19 protein-coding genes are annotated in these 20033 nt (G+C 41.0%); 10 read left to right on the forward strand and 9 right to left on the reverse strand.

Annotation, left to right across the window (positions count from 1 at the left end):
* The first annotated feature begins 90 nt into the window (after positions 1-90).
* Together MMO38_RS14890 and MMO38_RS14895 are read left to right on the forward strand one after the other, a co-directional pair.
* Entirely contained in the window at positions 91-1008 is a 918-nt protein-coding gene (locus MMO38_RS14890; RefSeq protein WP_241324033.1) for a LysR family transcriptional regulator, read from the forward strand.
* Between the two features lie 362 nt (positions 1009-1370).
* Positions 1371-2324 (forward strand): TerC family protein, encoded by a 954-nt coding sequence (locus MMO38_RS14895; RefSeq protein WP_004672221.1) that lies wholly within the window; start codon positions 1371-1373, stop codon positions 2322-2324.
* 48 nt (positions 2325-2372) lie between these two features.
* On the opposite strand, the gene MMO38_RS14900 is transcribed toward MMO38_RS14895, so the two are convergent.
* The gene (locus MMO38_RS14900) at positions 2373-2972 is read right to left on the reverse strand and encodes a nucleotidyltransferase family protein (protein ID WP_241324034.1); all 600 of its coding nucleotides are present in this window, start codon (positions 2970-2972) and stop codon (positions 2373-2375) included.
* A gap of 181 nt (positions 2973-3153) precedes the next feature.
* On the opposite strand from MMO38_RS14900, the gene guaD reads away from it, so the two are divergent.
* The 3 genes from guaD to MMO38_RS14915 all read left to right on the forward strand — a co-directional run bounded on the left by guaD (position 3154) and on the right by MMO38_RS14915 (position 5639).
* Positions 3154-4470, forward strand: a complete 1317-nt coding sequence (gene guaD, locus MMO38_RS14905; protein WP_241324035.1) for a guanine deaminase — start codon at positions 3154-3156, stop codon at positions 4468-4470.
* A gap of 222 nt (positions 4471-4692) precedes the next feature.
* Positions 4693-5220, forward strand: coding sequence for a hypoxanthine phosphoribosyltransferase (hpt, locus tag MMO38_RS14910; RefSeq protein WP_004672228.1), 528 nt, complete (start codon positions 4693-4695; stop codon positions 5218-5220).
* 167 nt (positions 5221-5387) lie between these two features.
* Positions 5388-5639, forward strand: coding sequence for a GlsB/YeaQ/YmgE family stress response membrane protein (locus MMO38_RS14915; protein WP_004672229.1), 252 nt, complete (start codon positions 5388-5390; stop codon positions 5637-5639).
* Positions 5640-5693: 54 nt separating this feature from the next.
* On the opposite strand, the gene MMO38_RS14920 is transcribed toward MMO38_RS14915, so the two are convergent.
* Both MMO38_RS14920 and MMO38_RS14925 read right to left on the reverse strand, forming a co-directional pair.
* Positions 5694-6392: a DsbC family protein gene (locus MMO38_RS14920; protein WP_005194358.1), complete on the reverse strand. Its 699-nt coding sequence runs from the start codon at positions 6390-6392 to the stop codon at positions 5694-5696.
* Positions 6393-6580: 188 nt separating this feature from the next.
* Positions 6581-7432 (reverse strand): helix-turn-helix domain-containing protein, encoded by an 852-nt coding sequence (locus MMO38_RS14925; protein WP_241324036.1) that lies wholly within the window; start codon positions 7430-7432, stop codon positions 6581-6583.
* A gap of 173 nt (positions 7433-7605) precedes the next feature.
* Here MMO38_RS14925 and MMO38_RS14930 point away from each other — a divergent pair, with 173 nt between their 5' ends.
* On the forward strand, positions 7606-8166 hold the full coding sequence (locus MMO38_RS14930) for a GNAT family N-acetyltransferase (RefSeq protein ID WP_241324037.1): 561 nt from the start codon (positions 7606-7608) through the stop codon (positions 8164-8166).
* An 83-nt stretch (positions 8167-8249) separates the two neighbouring features.
* Here the strand turns inward: MMO38_RS14930 and mnmE are convergent, their stop codons facing one another.
* From mnmE to rpmH, 5 genes are all read right to left on the reverse strand, one after another.
* On the reverse strand, positions 8250-9605 hold the full coding sequence (mnmE, locus tag MMO38_RS14935) for a tRNA uridine-5-carboxymethylaminomethyl(34) synthesis GTPase MnmE (protein WP_241324038.1): 1356 nt from the start codon (positions 9603-9605) through the stop codon (positions 8250-8252).
* Between the two features lie 89 nt (positions 9606-9694).
* A complete protein-coding gene (yidC, locus tag MMO38_RS14940) occupies positions 9695-11452 on the reverse strand; it encodes a membrane protein insertase YidC (RefSeq protein ID WP_004672253.1) in 1758 nt (585 codons plus the stop codon).
* 2 nt (positions 11453-11454) lie between these two features.
* A complete protein-coding gene (gene yidD, locus MMO38_RS14945; protein ID WP_004672254.1) occupies positions 11455-11778 on the reverse strand; it encodes a membrane protein insertion efficiency factor YidD in 324 nt (107 codons plus the stop codon).
* A gap of 9 nt (positions 11779-11787) precedes the next feature.
* Positions 11788-12183, reverse strand: coding sequence for a ribonuclease P protein component (rnpA, locus tag MMO38_RS14950; protein WP_004672256.1), 396 nt, complete (start codon positions 12181-12183; stop codon positions 11788-11790).
* 27 nt (positions 12184-12210) lie between these two features.
* Positions 12211-12345 (reverse strand): 50S ribosomal protein L34, encoded by a 135-nt coding sequence (gene rpmH / locus MMO38_RS14955; RefSeq protein ID WP_000831329.1) that lies wholly within the window; start codon positions 12343-12345, stop codon positions 12211-12213.
* Between the two features lie 667 nt (positions 12346-13012).
* Between rpmH and dnaA the strand changes: the two genes are divergently transcribed.
* The 4 genes from dnaA to gyrB all read left to right on the forward strand — a co-directional run bounded on the left by dnaA (position 13013) and on the right by gyrB (position 19316).
* On the forward strand, positions 13013-14413 hold the full coding sequence (gene dnaA / locus MMO38_RS14960) for a chromosomal replication initiator protein DnaA (protein ID WP_241324039.1): 1401 nt from the start codon (positions 13013-13015) through the stop codon (positions 14411-14413).
* A 112-nt stretch (positions 14414-14525) separates the two neighbouring features.
* Entirely contained in the window at positions 14526-15674 is a 1149-nt protein-coding gene (gene dnaN, locus MMO38_RS14965) for a DNA polymerase III subunit beta (RefSeq protein WP_121930795.1), read from the forward strand.
* A 28-nt stretch (positions 15675-15702) separates the two neighbouring features.
* Positions 15703-16797 carry a DNA replication/repair protein RecF gene (gene recF, locus MMO38_RS14970; RefSeq protein WP_241324040.1) on the forward strand — a complete coding sequence of 365 codons (1095 nt, stop codon included), beginning with the start codon at positions 15703-15705 and terminating at the stop codon, positions 16795-16797.
* A 50-nt stretch (positions 16798-16847) separates the two neighbouring features.
* Positions 16848-19316: a DNA topoisomerase (ATP-hydrolyzing) subunit B gene (gene gyrB, locus MMO38_RS14975; RefSeq protein WP_005194344.1), complete on the forward strand. Its 2469-nt coding sequence runs from the start codon at positions 16848-16850 to the stop codon at positions 19314-19316.
* Positions 19317-19440: 124 nt separating this feature from the next.
* On the opposite strand, the gene MMO38_RS14980 is transcribed toward gyrB, so the two are convergent.
* On the reverse strand, positions 19441-19998 hold the full coding sequence (locus MMO38_RS14980; protein ID WP_005194342.1) for a VTT domain-containing protein: 558 nt from the start codon (positions 19996-19998) through the stop codon (positions 19441-19443).
* Positions 19999-20033 lie beyond the last annotated feature (35 nt).

The raw sequence follows: 20033 nt of genomic DNA on the forward strand, positions 1-20033 counted from the left end.
GTAAAAATGTGGCGAAAGATCATTCGCTGCTTTACATCACCATAAGCGAAATTTTATTATGAATGAAATGATTTTATTTTATTTAGAACTATGAACAATATTCATAATACAACCCCTTTAGAAGTAGGGCATTTCCATCGTATTGATATTAATTTATACCCGCTTTTTATTGCCATTTTTGAACAAAAAAGTATTTCTAAAGCCGCACAACTGCTGTGTATTAGTCAATCCGCAGTGAGTCATGCCTTACAACGCTTACGCACACAATTGAATGATGAACTGTTTGTGCGTAGCGGCCAAAAAATGTTGCCTACACCCTTTGCCGAGCAGATTTATCAACCCATTCAAACGGCATTGCTAAGCATTCAAAGTATTGCCATGCCGCAACAAACGTTTGTACCGAGTATGTTGCAAAGCCTTAAAATTGCCATTCACGATGAAATCGAGCCGATTATTTTTCCACAATTGGTCAATCACTTTGCCCAATTAAATCTCGATATTCAGTTTCTCAGCTCTAAACTGGATCGTAAAAATATGCTGGCGGATTTATCCGCCCAACAAATCGATTTTGTGATTGATTTAGTGCAACCCTATCAAGCGAATTTACAATTTGAAAACCTGATTGAAGATCACTTTGTCGTATGTACTCAACAAATGGAAATGGATTTATCACTGTATTTATCTTCACCGCATATCGGGGTTTCATCACGGCGCACTGGCATACTCTTGGAGGATATTTACCTTAATCGCCAACAACTGTCTCGCCAAATTTTTCTGCGTTGTCAGCATTATTCAACCGCTTTGCAAGTCCTCTCACAGTACCCGAATTCGATTTTGACCATTCCACAAAGCATTTTAAAGCACCTCAATTATGCAGAAAATCTGCATATTCATGCCTTACCGATCGAACTGCCAAAAATCAGCATGGGCATGTATTGGCATGACCATGTGAAACAAAATCCACGTCATCAGTTTTTACGTCAAGAGATCTTAAAAATTTTTAATTAAGCTCATAAGCACTATGCACACAAGCCACAGAGATGGAGGATATCGGCGATTCGAGCCTTAGACACAATCATTTGCGGTTCATCTAAAAATATGTAATGCTACGCGCAGATTTGGATGTCACCATCCATACGAAATTCGTTTGACAAGGGGAGTAGCCTCCTCCAAACCGAAGCGCTGAAATTAAAATGCTTCGGTGTCAGACCTCCGTCATTACACTTTGCAAAAAGTCGGACTCTGAGCATCATCCTCATCGGTGATGTAGGCAAGACCTTGATCATGTTGAAACAGATGTTTTTTTAATTCATCTGGCAACTGGTCAAGGTTTTTTTATGCCGCTTCCATTTGCCAGATCGGGAGTGGTAATGGAATCTATCGGCAACTTATGGTTGTATCTTGTATTCTTTGGCATCGTCACTGTGATGCTATTGATCGATTTTTTAGGTTTTAAACAGAAACAAAACCAAGACGTGCCGATTCGGCAAGCCGCTTATTGGAGTGTGGCATGGGTCACTGCGGCCATCCTATTTGGTGGGGGCCTATGGCTGTATTTACAGCAAACTATCGGGACAAATATCGCCAATCAAAAAACCATGGAATACTTCGCTGGTTATCTGCTTGAGAAATCATTGGCGATTGATAATGTCTTCGTTTGGTTGATGATTTTTGCCGCGTTCGCCATCCCACCAGCCTTACAACGCAAAATTTTGCTCTATGGTGTGCTCGGTGCGATTGTGCTGAGAACGATCTTCATTTTCATCGGTGCTTGGTTCGTTCAAGAGTTCTCTTGGGTACTGTATATTTTCGGCGCATTCCTTGTGTATACAGGCTTTAAATTCCTGAAAGGACAAGAGCAAGAAAGCAATATTGAAGACAATTTTTTACTCAAATGGTTACGCAAACATATCCGTATCACCCCTCAACTTGAAGGTAACAAATTCTTCGTCCGACAAAACGGACTTTTGTGGGCGACGCCGTTATTTTTGGTGTTGGTATTGGTAGAAGCGTCCGATGTGATTTTTGCGGTGGATTCGATTCCTGCAATATTCGCCGTGACCACTGACCCGTTTATTGTCCTCACAGCAAACTTAATGGCGATTTTAGGCTTACGTGCGATGTTCTTTTTACTGGCAGGTGCTGCAACGAAATTACATTATTTACCTTATGGCTTGGGCATTATCTTGTTGTTCATTGGGACAAAAATGCTGTTGCTGGATGTGTTCCACATGCCGATTTGGATCTCACTCGGTTTTATCATCATAGTATTAAGTATTACGGCGTATTTATCGTTACGTCACAATAAGCGTCAAGCGCAATAATACGCTGAACATGAAAAAAGGGACTTCAATCAAGTCCCTTTTTTCCATTTAAGCATCATGTGTTTCCATTGGATCAACCCATTTTAATTTAGGCCATTGTTGCAACCATTTTTTAGACTCAACACGATTTTTGAAGGTGGTATAGCTGACCAGTGCAGGATTCCAACAGAGTCGTAATTCAAATAAATCTTGTAAACCAAATGGTGCAATCAGCTCCAGCTCTCCAGATGAGTTCAAACGAAGCGCGATAGCGGTTGCCGTTTCAGGCCATAATGATAAAGCATGTTCGATAGATGCTAAGGGCTGAATTTGTTCGCCATTTTCCTTACGATACCATGTATGCACCAAAGCTTGATTCACCACATCCCATTGCTGCTGAGGGAATAAGTCTTCTAATGTTTGTTTCACTCGCTGCTGTACATCGTTATTGCGTTCCTGCCCATCATAATAAATCACGTCAATTTCGCTATCTTTTAAATCAAAAGTCTGACCATGCAAAAATGCCCAAACCGTATTGCGAATCACACCTGCACTTAAATATGCACGTGGTTCGATCCGTGCAAGTTGTTTTAACATTGCATAGAGTTCGGGGGTATTTAGGATCAAATCGAAAAGAATTTTTCGATGGTGTATTTGATACAGTGTCATTGTTGTTTAAATCCTTAAATTATCCAAACAGCTTCCCCATATTCACCCAAAAGTAGAGTGAATTGACTCAAAAGATTACTCACATTTATACACTTTTTAGCCGCTTAATTTAGGCGAATATTCCAGTAACTTGGGCAAAATCAGGTACAATCAACCGAAAAAAGTAAAACTGTAGGTTGTTATGACGTTGGCTACTCAGATCACGGTTGTTCGTGGTCGCTTCTTAGATATTCAAAAAACCGTTTCCCAAGCAGCAGAAATCGCCGATCAAGTGCGTTATATCGAAGATGGCGTACTCATCACCGAAAATGGCAAAATTCGCTGGTTTGGTGCTTGGAATGAAGCCCAAGACCATCTTCCTACAAACGTTGACATTCAGCATTATCCTGAGCAATTGATCATTCCGGGGATGATTGACACCCACATCCATTTTCCACAAACAGAAATGGTCGGTGCATACGGCGAACAACTCCTCAGTTGGTTAAATACCTATACCTTCCCAACCGAAATCCAATTTAAAGACCAAGCTTATGCCCAAGAAATTGCAGCATTCTTTGTCAATGAACTACTCAAAAATGGCACCACCACCGCATTGGTGTTCTGTACCGTCCATCCTGAATCAGTGAATGCGTTATTTGAAGCCGCACAACAGCACCAGATGCGTTTAATTGCAGGTAAGGTAATGATGGACCGTCATGCACCTGAAGCCCTTTGTGATACAGCAGAGAGCGCCTATGACGATTCTAAAGCACTCATCGAAAAGTGGCATGGTCAGGGTCGTGCCTTGTATGCGATCACTCCGCGTTTTGCGCCCACCTCTACACCAGAACAATTAGAAAAAGCAGGACAACTTAAAGCAGAGTTTCCTGATGTCTATGTGCATACGCATTTAAGTGAAAATAAAGATGAGATTGCATGGGTCAAAGATTTATTCCCAGCGCAAAATGGCTATCTCGATGTTTATCACCATTATGGTCTAACAGGTCAGCGTTCGGTGTTCGCGCATTGTGTTCACTTAGAAGATACAGAATGGCAATGTATGCATGACACAGACTCCGCTATTGCTTTCTGCCCAACCTCAAACCTGTTTTTGGGCAGTGGATTATTTCCATTGAAAAAAACATGGGATCAACAAGTCAAAGTTGGTTTAGGCACGGATGTCGGGGCGGGGACTTCATTTAGCTTATTGCAAACGGTCAATGAAGCCTACAAAGTACAACAGTTGCAAGGTGATAAACTCTCCGCTTTTGAATCGCTTTATCATGCCACTTTGGGTGGGGCAAAAGCGCTCGATCTGGATGATAAACTCGGTAACTTCAATGTCGGCAAAGAAGCGGATTTCGTGGTGCTAAATCTGCAAGCAACCGCTTTACAACAACTGCGTCAGTCTCGTTCAAAATCGATTGAAGACAGCCTATTCGCCCTGTTTACCATGGGCGATGACCGCAATATTGAGGCCACTTATATCTATGGACAAAAAGCCTATAGCCAAAACTAAAGCCTCAAACAAACGAAAACTTGGTTTGATATTGTTGGCGATTGGAACTGCGATCTTGCTGAAACGAGATAGCACTTCTCGGCAAAATGGCAGATATTCATCATCAAAAGATGCATGAAAACTCATTTTGTTTTAAAATTCTCCCATTCGCTCAAATTTTCGAGGTGTTGCAGGTCAACACCTTTTTTATTTTCCCATATTTAATGTTTTAGGAATCTGCCGATGACCATTGCAATGCGCATTATGATTTCAAGTGAAGAGATTCAAGCCAAAGTGAAAGAGCTTGGCGAAAAAATCAATGCACACTATGCTCAAAGTGATAAAGAACTGGTATTGATTGGTTTACTGCGTGGTTCCGTCATTTTTATGGCAGATTTATGTCGTGCCATTGAAAAACCACACGAACTCGATTTTATGACCGTTTCTAGCTATGGCGGTGGTACAACCTCTAGCCGTGATGTCAAAATCCTGAAGGACCTGGATGGTGAAATTCACGGTAAAGATGTGTTGGTGGTCGAAGATATTATTGATTCGGGTAATACACTCAACAAAGTAATGCAAATGCTGCAAACGCGTAAACCAAATTCAATTGAACTGTGTACGCTGGTGAGCAAACCATCACGCCGTGAGATTGATTTAGACGTAAAATTCTTAGGTTTTGAAGTCGAAGATCGCTTTATTGTCGGTTATGGTCTCGATTTCGATCAGAAATATCGTCATTTACCTTTTATTGGTGAGATTGGTCTTTAAACGATAAGTTAAGGCGCTATTAAGCGCCTTTTTTATAACTGTATTCATCAGAGACCGCTAAATCTTGCACAAAAATACGACATAAATAAGCAATCTACTACAGACAGCACGCGCTTGATCTAGCAGGATAAAAAAATAAATCGCTTTATGAAACAAGGAGAAAAACAATGTGGACGCTGATTGTTGCAATTGTCGTAGGTTTTTTTGCAGGTCTAATCGCCAGAGCCCTACATCCAGGGGATGATAAAGCAGGTTTTATCGTCACCACTTTACTCGGTATTGCGGGTTCTTTATTGGCGACCTATGGGGGGCGATTACTCGGTTTATACGGGGAAAACTCAGCAGCAGGATTTATTGCATCCGTGATCGGTGCAGTGATTATTTTATTTGTTTATAACCTCGCCACCAAGAAAAGTTAAAATCGTTGGATCACGCCCAATTCATCCAAAATAATGAATTGGGCGTATTATTTTTTATAGTCCTAATTCCTTCCAAATCATTTGAATATCTTCAGCACTACGTCCACCGACCATTTTCAAACCATTTGAGAAGATTAAAGTTGGTGTACCACTCACACCCAACTTACGTCCTAACTCTAGATTTCGATCTATCGGATTGGCACAAGTTTTGGCTTTAGGTTGAACATTCTTTTGCAGTAAATTTTTCCATGCGTACGATGGATTTGCATCACACCAAACTTGCTTAGAAACAGCGATAGATTGCGGTTTTAAAGCATAGATAAAGGTATAAATCGTCACATCATTGAGTTTGTCTAATTCAGCTTCTAATTGCTTGCAGTACGGGCAGTTTGGGTCTGAAAAAATAGCGAGCTGACGTTTGCCATTGCCTTTGACCGTTTTGATCGCATCCTGCAAGGGAAGTTGTTTCCAATCAATTGAATTTTGCTTTAATACCAAATCCTTGGTGAGATTTTTCTGATCTTTTAAGCGCACCATTGATCCAATAAACATGTGCTCTGCAGTGTCATCGAGATAGATGATTTGATTATCCAGATTTGCACTGTATAAACCTGCCATTTCAGTGCTTTGAATATTGGTCACTTGGATATTGGGATAGTTCTTATTTAAATTACTTTTGAGCGTTTCCACATTGGCTAAACTCAGAACAGAAACACAGCTCAATAATGAGAATATCCCAATTTTTTTTAACATGACTGATACTCGAATCAAAAATCAGCCGCTATTGTAATCCGTCTCTCATAGCTAAACAGCTCGACTTACTGAGTCGCAACCAAAATCAAACCAATTCTCGCGATGTTTCACGTGGAACATCTACTTCAAAGTGGTATTCAAGTTTTATTACATTTTATTTTCTGTCCTTCTGAATCTTTGGTACAACATCATATTCCTTGCTGCTGACGGTATTGACTCAGGGATAAACCTGTTTGACGCTTAAAAAAGCGATTTAAATAAGATGGATCAACAAAATTCATCTCACTAGCAATACTTTCAATACTATTGTTAGTCGTGCTGAGTAGAACCTTTATCTCTAAAATTACCTGACGATAAATTAAATCTTTAGGTGAATCATTAAATACAGCCTTGCAGATTTGTGAAAGATAAAATGGCGTAATTGCTAACTGTCCTGCATAGTAACTGACACTACGATGTTGCTTACTCTGATGTTGTAGTAATTTCCAAAACCGCCAACAAAGCTGCTCCTGACGGCTAAACTGCTGTGCTTTGCGTTGTAAAGCAGTAGGCATGTGGGCTGTAATTTTTAGAAAAAAGTTCTGCAAGTGATTTTTTAGCATCAACATACGGTAAGCATGAGCTTCCTGATTAATCAAGTTACATTGCTTTAGCCATAGACTTAACCAGACATGATGGTCTTGATCGAGACGTAAACGTGGTACATCATTTAAAAATGAAAATAACTGATGAGGTAACTGGAAAGCAATATCTGCTGCCAAACTACGATCAATCAAACAGTATGTGACCTCAAACTGTCTCGACTTTTTTAGGACTAATGCAAAGGAATCATCAGATAACACCAAAACATCATGTATCTTCACAGTATAAGTTTGCATATTGATATTGATCAGTGCACTACCTTTATGACAAATCAAAATCACCAAATAACTTAAAGGCAATGGATAACCAAGGCTTTCCTTAAAATCACTTTGTCCTATGACGATCGGCGCATGATCGTGCATCATCTGCTGTAAGATCGTCTCTATATTACTTTCCATATTGACGGATTATCTCTTATTTAGCTACTAAAAATATAATTTTGTTTTCATAATTACCGAACATACCAAGTTTTTGCTCTCACTCCAATGTAAAACCAAAACCTAAAATACCCCCACCACAGGGTAGTGATCCATATTTGATTGGATCATCATTTTATTGAGAATATTGACCTATGTCACAAACATTAACTACGGAACGTCTTGTTCTACGCGCTTGGCAACTAACTGACTCTGAAGACTTATATTTATACGCTAAAGACCCACGTGTCGGCCCCATCGCTGGTTGGCCAGTACACCAAAATATGGAAGAGAGTGCTGAAATCATCAAAAATGTATTTCAACAAGACCACGTCTTTGCTATTGAACTTAAGGAAACTAAACAAGTTGTTGGTTGCATCGGTTTATTAATCGGCGAGAACAGTAATTTTGACTTATCTGATCAAGAAGGTGAGCTCGCTTATTGGATTGGAGTACCCCATTGGGGTAAGGGATTTATACCAGAAGCTATCCATGAAGTTATGCGTTACGCTTTTCAAGATATTCACTTAACTCAACTTTGGTGTGGCTACTTTGATGGCAATATACAATCTAAAATCGCCCAGGAAAAATGTGGTTTTCGCTATGACCACAGCACTGACCTACAGTATATCGAGCTCGTTGATGAACACCGTATTGAACACTTGAGCCATATCGATCAAGCCACATGGCAAGTTCAATTCGCTACGCAGACCTAATAGTGCCCTGAGCTTTATTATCAGCGTCTTGAGTCTTGTCTCAATTGATAAGACTCAAGTCCAATGAACCTCATGCGAAGGTATCACTTCCCAATACAAAACGAACCAAAGATCTTACCGAGAAGGTCATCCGCACTAAAATCACCAGTGATTTCACCGAGGGCATTTTGGGCTAATCGCAATGACTCAGCCACTAACTCGCCCGCATTAAATACCACCAGTTGCTCACGCGCTTCAGCCAAATAACGCTGAGTGCGCTTCATTGCATCTAAATGGCGTGTTCGAGCAATAAAGGTATCTTCTTCTGGCTGGAAGCCTGCATGCGCTGTGATCGCATCTATGAGTGCCTGAACGCCCATTTCTTGCTTGGCAGAAACACAGATATGGCGGAAACCTTGATAATCGCTTAATTCAGCACGTTGCCCCGTCAAGTCGCACTTGTTGCCGATCAAAAGTAATCGTTTCGGTTCAAGATGGTCCGCAAAATATTCACGCGCCAATTGTAACGGTTCATTACCTTGATTTAAGTCATACACCAACAGCAATAAATCCGCTTGCTCAATCTCTTTGATGGCACGACGAATGCCTTCTTGCTCAACGATATCACCCGTTTCACGTAGACCAGCGGTATCGGTCAAGGTCATCGGTAAACCATTCAAACTGATCTTTTCATGCAACACATCACGGGTTGTTCCTGCAATATCAGTCACAATAGCGCGTTCATGTCCCGCCAATGCGTTTAATAGGCTGGATTTGCCTGCATTTGGTTTCCCTGCGATCACCACCTGCAAACCTTCACGTAACAACTGCCCTTGACGCGCAGATTGCTGTACAGCGTGAACAGAACTTTGCACATCATCCAATAACGCTAAAATTTTACCATCCGCCAAGAAATCAATTTCTTCTTCTGGAAAATCAATCGCGGCTTCAACATGCAACCGTAAGTAAATAAGTTTTTCTAAAACGGTATTAATTTTGGTTGAAAATGCGCCCTGTAATGAGCGCACTGCTGAACGTGCCGCCGCTTGTGAAGTCGCATCGATCAGATCGGCAATCGCTTCAGCTTGAACTAAATCCATTTTGCCATTTTCAAAGGCACGCATAGAAAACTCACCCGCCTTGGCTGCAATTGCGCCTAAATCAAGTAAGCGTGCCAGCAGTGCATTTTGAATCACAGGACCACCATGTCCTTGGATTTCAACCACATCCTCACCAGTAAAAGAATGCGGATTTGGAAAACACAAGATAATGCCTTCATCCATCACTGAACCATCCGCATCATAAAACTTGCGAAAGCCAGCCATACGTGCAGCAGGTAATGTTTTTTGTGTAAGTTGTTCAGCAATCACATAGGCTTTCGGTCCAGACAGACGAATCACCCCCACACCACCACGACCTAAAGGTGTAGCGATCGCAGTAATTGTGGTTTGATGTTGCATATTATTCACCTAACAACCCTAATATTCAGCCAAAAAAAATCCGCTTAAGATTACCATCTTAAGCGGATTTATTCAGTAAAAGTTCGAGATTAAGAGGTGGTCTCAACCTTATTGAGACGATCTTTCTCTACGCTTTTATTGATAAATGACTGTTGCAGGATCGTAATACTGTTGTTGACGATCCAGTACAGCACTAAACCTGCAGGGAAGAACAACATGAAGACCGTAAACATGATTGGCATGATACGGAATACTTTCGCTTGCATTGGATCAGTCGGTTGTGGGTTTAACATTTGCTGCACGTACATGGTAACACCCATGATCAACGGCAAAATAAACCAAGGATCCATCGCAGATAAATCTTGAATCCAAGCCAACCATGGCGCATGACGGAGTTCAACCGATTCCATCAATACCCAATACAAAGCTAAGAAAATTGGCATTTGCAGCAATAACGGCAAACATCCAGACAATGGATTGACTTGCTCGCGCTTATACAACGCCATCATTTCTTGCGAAAAACGCATGCGATCTTCGCCAAACTCTTCTTTCATGCGTTGCATTTCAGGTGCAATCACACGCATTTTCGCCATAGAGCGATAACTTTTCGAAGAAAGTGGCCATAAAATCAATTTCACCAAGATCGTCAATAAGATAATTGACCAACCCCAGTTACCCACGATGTTATGGAAGAACTGTAAGCCTAAGAACAATAATTTGGCAATTGGCCATAACCAACCATAGTCCACTGTTTGATTTAAACCAACAGCAAGATCTTTCAACTCAGATTGGATTTTTGGGCCAGAATAAAATTTAGCATCTACTTCCATTGATGTACCTGCAGGTACATTAATCACTGGAGAAGTGAAACCAATAATATTCATTTTATCAGCAGACTGACGTGATTCTAGCTTAGCAACATAAGGTTGACCATCTGCTTGAGTCAGCTTTAAATGACCTGGAATCCAAGCACTGACAAAATAGTGTTGCACCATCGCAACCCAAGCATCTTTCGCGTCAAGACTCAATTTCTCATCAGAGAAATTAGCAAACTTTAACTTATTGTAATTTGCTTCAGGTGTACCCCATGCGCCACCCAAGAAAGTCCCTAAAGTGAAAATCCCTTGGTCAGATTTGCCTGGATCATCAGAATTATCACGCTTTAATTGACCAAACATCTGACCTTGCCAGTTTTGCTGACTGCGGTTGATGACTTGGTGTTTAACCGTAATCGGATACTCACCTTGGCTAAAAGTGAAGGTCTTAATCACTTCAACGCCTTCAGGCGTTTTAAAGACCAATGGAACCGTCAAGACTTGACTGGTTGCTCCATCTTTGGTCGCCACACTTTTCGCATCTGCCAAGGTATAAGTTGTTTTTTCAACATCATACATTGGACGACCGCTACGGCTACTGTCCGGTCCGTTTAAACCAATTAAACCAGATTGAGCGACGTAAGTACGGTTCGCATCATTTTCAAGCATCACAAACGGCTGATCACCGTTTTTGCTTTGATCGTGGCTTAATAGCTCAATACGAACAATATCGCCACCTTTAGGATTGATCCAAAGATGGTAAAGGTCGGTTTGTACTGAAATCAGTTGCTGACTCACAGAAGGACTTTCTGTGGCTTGTGATGCAGTCACATTTGCTTGTGGCAAGTCTGAAGCCGCGGTTGCATTTTGAGCATTTGGCAAATCTGCAGATACTTCATGCGTAGTAACAACAGCCGCTTGTTGTTGCGGTGCTGTTGCAGCATGACCATAATCTTTTTGCCAAGCCAAAATAAGCAAATATGCGGTAACAAACATGGCTCCAAGAATTGCAAATCTGGCCCATTGTTGCATATCTAATATCCCAAATGATTAGAGAAATTTTGCTTAAATAAACGATCACGAAAGGGTACAGCAACGTGATGCATTTGAGAATCTATTTGATGAAACGAAATGAAACGAAGTGCTTTGCGTGGCACGGGATCATAGCCTGAACCACCCCAAGGATGACAACGGCAAACGCGCTTGGTCGATAGCCATACACCTTTTACAGCGCCATGGGTCTGTAAAGCTTCAATTGCATATTGAGAGCAAGTTGGAATATAGCGGCAACGCGGCCCCAATAATGGACTAATTGCGATTTGGTAGCATCTTATCAACCAATGCAGTAAACGTACCATTGGAGATCTCTAATTTTGGAGAGGTGTTACAACGACTTTGGAATGCTTTTTAGCTAAACGCTGTAATTTTTGCCAAGCTAAATCTAATTGTTGATGTAATTCTTGATTTGAAATTGCTTCTATACCTACTTTAGGCATCACGACAATATCGATATCAGCATTAAATTGAGCTTGATGTAAACGAAAGCTCTCCCGAGCAAGGCGTTTTATTCTATTTCGCTCATGTGCGCGACGTACCTTTTTTTTAGCAACGACAATACCCAAACGGCTATTCGGCTGTTCGGTTAATTTTGCTAAAAAAAGGAAATGGGGCTGATGCACTTTAAAAAGCGCACCATCAAACACACTTTTATAATCTGCAGCACAACGAATACGGAATTCAGTGCTAAAACTGTAAAGTGACATCACCCAAATCTGGTCAGCTTAACAGTATTAAACAGTTAAGCTATGACGACCTTTTGCACGACGACGAGCTAAAACTTGACGACCAGCTTTAGTTGCCATACGAGCACGGAAACCATGAACACGCTTGCGCTTTAATTCAGATGGTTGGAAAGTACGTTTCATATTGAAACTCCCAAAATTGATCTTTCTGTAAGGTCCGCGATTTTATGGGGCAAAGGGTCCGCTGTCAATCAAAAAGCTAAAACTTTACATATTGTTTTTATTGTTTGGCATAAAGCGAACAATTCTAATTTTATACAAAAACATCGAAAACAAAAAACATACACAAGCTATCTATTTAAATTATATCAGTATTGCGTTATATTCACAGCTTATCGACAAGCTTATACACACTTCAATTGCTGTTTTAAATTTAAACCTTGGATTTTGAATTTAAATTTCGATATGCTCAGTTATCCACATTCGCAGTGATCCGTATAAGTAAATTCAAATTTTAAAATTTAAGTTTATTATTATTAGTAAGGCTTTTTTCTGTGGAAAGTCGAGTATTTCTTAAGACAAACATAAAGTTACTCTGTGGATAACCATGTTTCTATTGATTTTATACATTGTGGATAACTTTGGGCTTAAAACTATCCACAGGATGTGCTAAAAGTTATGCACAATCGGTTTAAATTTGAATTTAATTCACGAATGCTTTTTTTTTCAGCGAAACTCGCCTGAATGTGCCTGACAGATGTGGATAACTTGGTTAGAATGGCGACCCCTTTGAAAAGTGAAGGGGCGGTTTTTGTTTTTTAAATTTAAAATGGATATATAGGGGATGCACATGCTCTGGACGGACTGCTTAACTCGCTTGCGACAAGAGCTATCTGATAACGTCTTTGCGATGTGGATTCGTCCCTTGGTTGCTGAAGAAGTTGATGATGTAATGCGTTTATATGCGCCGAACCCTTATTGGACGCGTTATATTCAAGACAATCATTTAGAGCTGATTTCAATACTGGCAGAACAATTGTCTGAAGGGCGGATACGTCAGGTCGAGATTTTAGTTGATTCACGTCCAGGGACCATTTTGTCTTCGAGTGAACAACGTGAACAACCTGCCACCACGACAGCCGCGTTAAGCAGCCAAACAACACTTATTAAAATCAAGAAAGAATCTGATTTAGCCCAACCGAGTCAAAACCCAACCAAAATAGCGAAGAAAAGACAATTAAATCCGTTGTTTAGCTTCTCACTATTTGTTGAGGGGCGCTCTAACCAAATGGCGGCAGAAACCTGTCGTAAAGTACTCACACAATTAGGTGCTTCACAGCACAATCCTCTATTTTTATATGGTCCAACGGGTTTGGGTAAAACGCATTTGATGCAAGCTGTTGGCAACGCATTATTGCAAGCAAAACCCAATGCACGTGTCATGTACATGACCTCTGAAAGTTTTGTACAAGACTTTGTGAGTTCTTTGCAAAAAGGCAAAGTTGAAGAATTTAAGAAAAATTGTCGTTCTTTAGATTTATTGTTGGTCGATGATATTCATTTATTGGCGGGTAAAGAAGCAAGTTTGGTTGAATTCTTCTATACCTTCAATGCCTTGCTCGATGAGTCTAAGCAAATTATTTTGACTTCTGATCGTTATCCAAAAGAGTTAACCGAATTGGATCCACGTTTGGTTTCTCGTTTTTCTTGGGGATTATCGGTTGGTGTCGAGCCGCCTGATATTGAAACGCGTATCGAAATTTTACTGAAAAAAGCTGAAAATAGTGGTGTTGATTTACCAAGAAACTGTGCTTTGTTTATTGCTCAACAAGTTGTTGCCAACGTGCGTGAGCTGGAAGGTGCATTGAATAAAGTGGTGGCAATTTCACGTTTTAAAGGCACCGTCATTGATTTAGATGTGGTGCGTGAATCTTTAAAAGATGTGTTGGCAATTCGAGCACGGACCATTAGTGTCGAAAATATCCAACGCGTCGTGAGTGAATATTTCCGTATTCCATTAAAAGAATTGGTTGGACCAAAACGGACGCGTATTTATGCGCGCCCTCGTCAGTTGGCGATGGGCTTAGCGCGTGAACTGACAGGCGATAGCTTTCCTGAAATTGGAATGGCTTTCGGTGGTCGTGATCATAGTACGGTGATGCATGCCTGTGAAAAAGTGAATAGCCTACGTCAAGAAGATCCAATTTTTAATGAAGACTATAAAAACTTAATGCGTCTATTACAAAGTTAATCGCGGGTTTAATGACAATAGACCCTACTTTCAGAGTTGCAAACTGCTTTTAAGTGCAGCATAGTACACTGCTAACATTCATATCGGCTTCTGTTGTAAGAGGAATAAAATCGTGCGTTTGAAAATCGCTAAAGAAAGTTTACTCAATGTTTTATCACATGTGGTAGGAGCTGTTGAACGCCGTCATACCTTGAATATTCTTTCAAATGTCAAAATTCAAACCACGCAACATGCCTTAACCATTATTGGCTCAGATCTAGAAGTTGAATTGGTGGCGAGTACCACACTGGCGGAAGGCGCTTGTTTAGAAGCAGGGGAAACGACTGTTCCAGCACGTAAACTGGTCGAGATTTGTAAGTCACTTCCGAGCGCAGCACTGATTGATCTACAAATTACCGAAGATCAACGCTGTATTTTAAAATCGGGAAATAGTCGTTTTGTTTTGGGAACGCTTCCTGCTGAAGATTATCCATTGCTCACCACTGAAAATAGTCAAGGCACGCAAGTGCAAGTCACCCAACGCGAATTAAAACGTCTTTTTGAAAAAACAGCCTTTGCGATGGCGGTGCAAGATGTTCGTTTTTATCTAACAGGAACTTTACTTGAAATTGATCAAAATCAATTACGTACCGTAACAACAGATGGGCATCGTTTAGCTTTATGTGAAGTGTTGGCATCGTCAACCGCATCTTCACCGATTCAGGCGATTGTGCCGCGTAAAGCCGTAGGTGAGTTGCAACGTTTACTCAGTATTGAAGATGAACAACTGACGTTGTTGATTGGACGTGAATTACTCAATGTCACCATTAATACGCCGAGTCGAGATAAAGAGCAGGGCGATATTATTGTCCGTTTTACCACCAAATTGATTGATGGTAAGTTCCCTGATTATCGCCGTGTGATTCCTCGTGGTGGTGACAAACACGTATTTATTGGACAAGACGTGTTTAAACAATCATTGCAACGCGTGGCGATTTTAAGTAATGAAAAATTACGCGGTGTGTTCTTGAACTTTAATCAAGACTCATTGCAGTTGCGCGCCAACAATCCTGAACAAGATGAAGCGGTAGAAGATATTGCCATTCAATATCAGGATGTACCTTTGGAAATGTCATTTAATGCACAATATATTCTCGAAGTTCTCAGTGTATTGGATGGTGATGATGTCAAGATGACTATGACTGAAGCAAATCAGTCTGTTCTTGTACAAGATCCAGCACACCCAGATCAAACTTATGTTGTAATGCCAATGCGAGTTTAATTTGCATTGATCATTTGAGTTTTAAATCATGCAAATCACGCGTTTAAATATCGAACGTGTACGGAATTTAAAAGCGGTTGCACTGAATGAGTTGCAACCGTTTAATATTTTTTACGGGGCAAATGGCTCTGGTAAAACCTCTATTTTAGAAGCAATTCACTTATTGGCCACAGGACGGTCATTTCGCACCCACATTCCTAAGCACTATATTCAGTATGAAGCGGCTGACTCAATCGTATTTGCTCAATCAATCAATGAGCGGATTGGGATGCAAAAGCTGGCTTCTGGTGAGCAACTGATCAAGGTCAATGGTGACACCATTGCCACGCAAGGACAGTTGGCAAAACTATTGCCTTTGCAGCATATTGATCCACAAAGTACCGATATTATTGACCATGGGGCGAAACCACGGCGACAGCTGTTAGATTGGCTGATGTTCCACGTGGAACCTGAGTTTTATTTTGCATGGCAATATTACTCGCGTGCATTAAAACAGCGGAATAGCTTGCTAAAGACACGGCGTAATTTAACTTTGGCTGATTTAGAGCCATGGAATAAAATGCTGAGCGATTATGGTGAGATTTTGCACTCACAACGAGTAGGTATTATTGAGCAATGGAATCAATTTTTTAAAGAAGACCTACAGCAACTGTTGCCTGATGTTCAGATCGAACTTGAGTACAGTGCTGGTTTTCATACCGAGCAAGGTTTGATGCAAGACCTGATTTCTCAACATCACCGAGACCTTGAGCGACGCTATACCGAGTATGGTCCGCATCGTGCAGATTTACGCTTAAAAACAGGGGGCGATGGCTTGCGCAGCGATGCTGTTCATGTGTTATCGCGTGGACAAAAAAAGTTGTTAATCATGGCATTAAAACTGTCACAAATTGCAATGCTACATGCGAGTAATAAGGAAACTGTGGTATTATTAGATGATCTGACAGCAGAGTTAGATTTAGCTGCACAACAACGTTTAATTGAGCGATTGAGTCAGTTGGGGAGTCAAGTTTTTATGACCACCTTAGACCATACGTCGGTATTAAAACACTTGCATGATTTGTCGATTTCTTTTCAATTGTTCCATGTTGTTCACGGTCAAGTCAGCCTTGCTGCGCCATAATTTTATTTCCTCATCTTTTTTGATAGATTAATTTTTACTAGGGAGTAACCATGAGTTCAGAGTCTCAATCCGTCTCTCAAACAGAACAAACAAATGAAAAGGCTTATGATTCCTCTAGTATCAAAGTATTACGTGGATTAGACGCAGTTCGTAAACGTCCTGGTATGTATATCGGCGACACTGACGATGGTACTGGTTTGCACCATATGGTGTTCGAGGTGGTGGATAATGCCATCGATGAAGCGCTTGCTGGACATTGTGATGAGATTGTCGTCACCATCCATGAAGATGAATCGGTCAGTGTTTCAGACAATGGTCGTGGTATTCCGACGGATATCCATCCAGAAGAAGGAATATCCGCTGCCGAAGTTATTCTAACGATTCTGCATGCTGGTGGTAAATTCGACGATAATAGCTATAAAGTATCGGGTGGTTTGCATGGGGTCGGGGTATCCGTCGTCAATGCTTTGTCGAAAAAATTACATCTGATTATTCATCGTGCAGGACAGACCCATGAGCAGGAATATTGTCATGGCGATTCACAATATCCATTAAAAGTAATTGGCGAAACGGATAAGTCCGGTACAGTCATTCGTTTTTGGCCAAGTGAGCTGACGTTTAGCCAAACCATTTTTAGCGTTGAAATTTTAGCGCGTCGTCTACGAGAGTTGTCGTTCTTAAATGCTGGCGTACGTATTGTACTGCGTGATGAGCGAGTTAACTTTGAACACGTCTATGATTACGAAGGTGGTTTATCTGAGTTCGTTAAATATATTAACGAAGGCAAAACCCATTTAAATGAGATTTTCCATTTCACTACGGATACCGATAGTGGGATTGCAGTTGAAGTTGCATTGCAATGGAATGAAAGTTATCAGGAAAATGTTCGTTGTTTTACCAACAATATTCCACAAAAAGATGGTGGTACGCACCTTGCTGGTTTCCGCGCAGCTTTAACGCGTGGTTTAAACCAGTATCTTGAAAGCGAAAATATCCTCAAGAAAGAAAAAGTTGCGGTCACTGGTGATGATGCCCGTGAAGGTCTAACGGCGATCATTTCGGTTAAAGTTCCTGATCCAAAATTCTCATCGCAAACCAAAGAAAAATTAGTTTCAAGTGAAGTGAAGCCTGCGGTTGAACAGGCGATGAACAAGGAATTTTCTGCTTATTTGCTTGAAAATCCTCAAGCAGCGAAATCAATTGCTGGCAAGATTATTGATGCGGCACGCGCACGTGATGCGGCACGTAAAGCACGTGAAATGACACGTCGTAAGAGCGCACTTGATATTGCAGGCTTGCCAGGTAAATTGGCAGATTGTCAGGAAAAAGATCCTGCACTTTCTGAACTCTATCTAGTCGAGGGTGACTCTGCTGGTGGTAGTGCTAAGCAAGGTCGTAACCGTAAAATGCAGGCGATCTTACCGTTAAAAGGTAAAATTTTAAACGTTGAGCGTGCACGTTTTGACAAGATGATTTCGAGTCAGGAAGTAGGTACGCTGATCACTGCTTTGGGCTGTGGTATTGGGCGTGAAGAGTATAATCCAGACAAGTTACGCTATCATAAAATCATTATTATGACCGATGCGGACGTGGATGGTTCACATATTCGTACCTTGCTGTTGACCTTCTTCTTCCGTCAAATGCCAGAGTTGGTTGAGCGTGGTTATATTTATATTGCACAGCCGCCTTTGTACAAGTTGAAAAAAGGCAAGCATGAGCAGTACATGAAAGACAATGATGCATTGGAAACCTTCTTGATCTCCAATGCGATTGATGAACTTTCATTACATGTCAGTGCAGATGCACCTGCCATTACAGGCGCAGCATTGGCAAGTGTGATTGCTGATTATCAAGTATCGCAAAAAAGTTTGCTGCGTTTAACCCAGCGCTATCCAGCAAGTTTATTGGATGCTTTACTTGAGCTAGATGCATTTAAGATTGATCACACGCATGAACGTGAATATGTCGAAGCATGGGCTGAGCAATTACGTGGCGCAATTGTGAAATTGCAACCAAGTTTGCGTCCTGAAATTACCTTTGAAGCGTTTGATCGTGAAAATGCACAAGGTGAAAAATCAGCACATTACTGGCCGCGTGTAACGGTTTATGTACATAACTTACCGACCTCTTATTTACTGGATGCTGGTCTGTTAAATTCTGCTGAATATGCGCGTTTACTTAAAAACTCGAAGAGCTGGTTTACCTTGCTTGAAGAAGGTGCTTACTTACAAAAAGGCGAGCGTCGTATTCAGGTCAATACATTCCATCAAGTATGGCAGCATATTTTACAAGACTCGCGTCGTGGCATGATGATCCAACGCTACAAGGGTTTGGGTGAGATGAATGCTGAACAGCTTTGGGAAACCACGATGGATCCTGAAAACCGTCACATGCTGCAAGTCACCATTGATGATATGATTGAAGCAGATCGTATGTTCTCTTGCTTGATGGGTGATGACGTAGAACCACGTCGAGCATTCATTGAGGAGAATGCACTCAATGCGGACATTGATGCTTAATTAAATAGTTATTCATGATCTAGCTCAGCTTTCATATCCTGAGCGAAAAAAAGGCGATACCAATCTTGGTATCGCCTTTTTAATAGATCTATGTTTCACGTGGAACGCGACTGTTTATTTGAGATTAACTCTCTACAAAATCGCTGACTTGGATAATTGCATGGCCAAATAAATAACCCGCCGTGACCAAGACACTGATCCACAGCAAAGCACCTAAAATATTATAGATGACAAAGTGGCTGTAATTCATGTTGCTTGAACCTGCCGCTAAAGGGGCAAATGAACGCGCAAAGGGAATGAAGCGAGCAAGCAGAATGGTTTTTCCACCGTGCTTTAAAAAGAAGGTATTGGTTTTCTGTAGATAAGCTTGCTTAATAAAGCGTGATTCGGTATTGAAGATACGATCGCCAAAGTGGCGACCAATATGATAATTCACCATATAGCCGAGCGCAGCAGCAAAAAAGAGTAAGCTGATCATATAGCCGAGATGCATGATTTCAACCACTGAACACAGCGCACCAACTGCGAGTAATAGGCTATCCCCAGGTAAAAAGAACATAAAAACAAAAGCTGTTTCCGAAAAAATAATCAGAAATAAAATAGCGTAAATCCATAAACCATATTCTTGAACTAAAATTGGCAGGAAGTGCTCGAAATTAAAAATAAAGTCTAAAGAATTCATTCAGTTTGCGTTGTCCCAAATAGCGTACTCACCAC

It is taken from the genome of Acinetobacter sp. NIPH 1852, from assembly GCF_022549455.1.
Lineage (GTDB): Bacteria > Pseudomonadota > Gammaproteobacteria > Pseudomonadales > Moraxellaceae > Acinetobacter.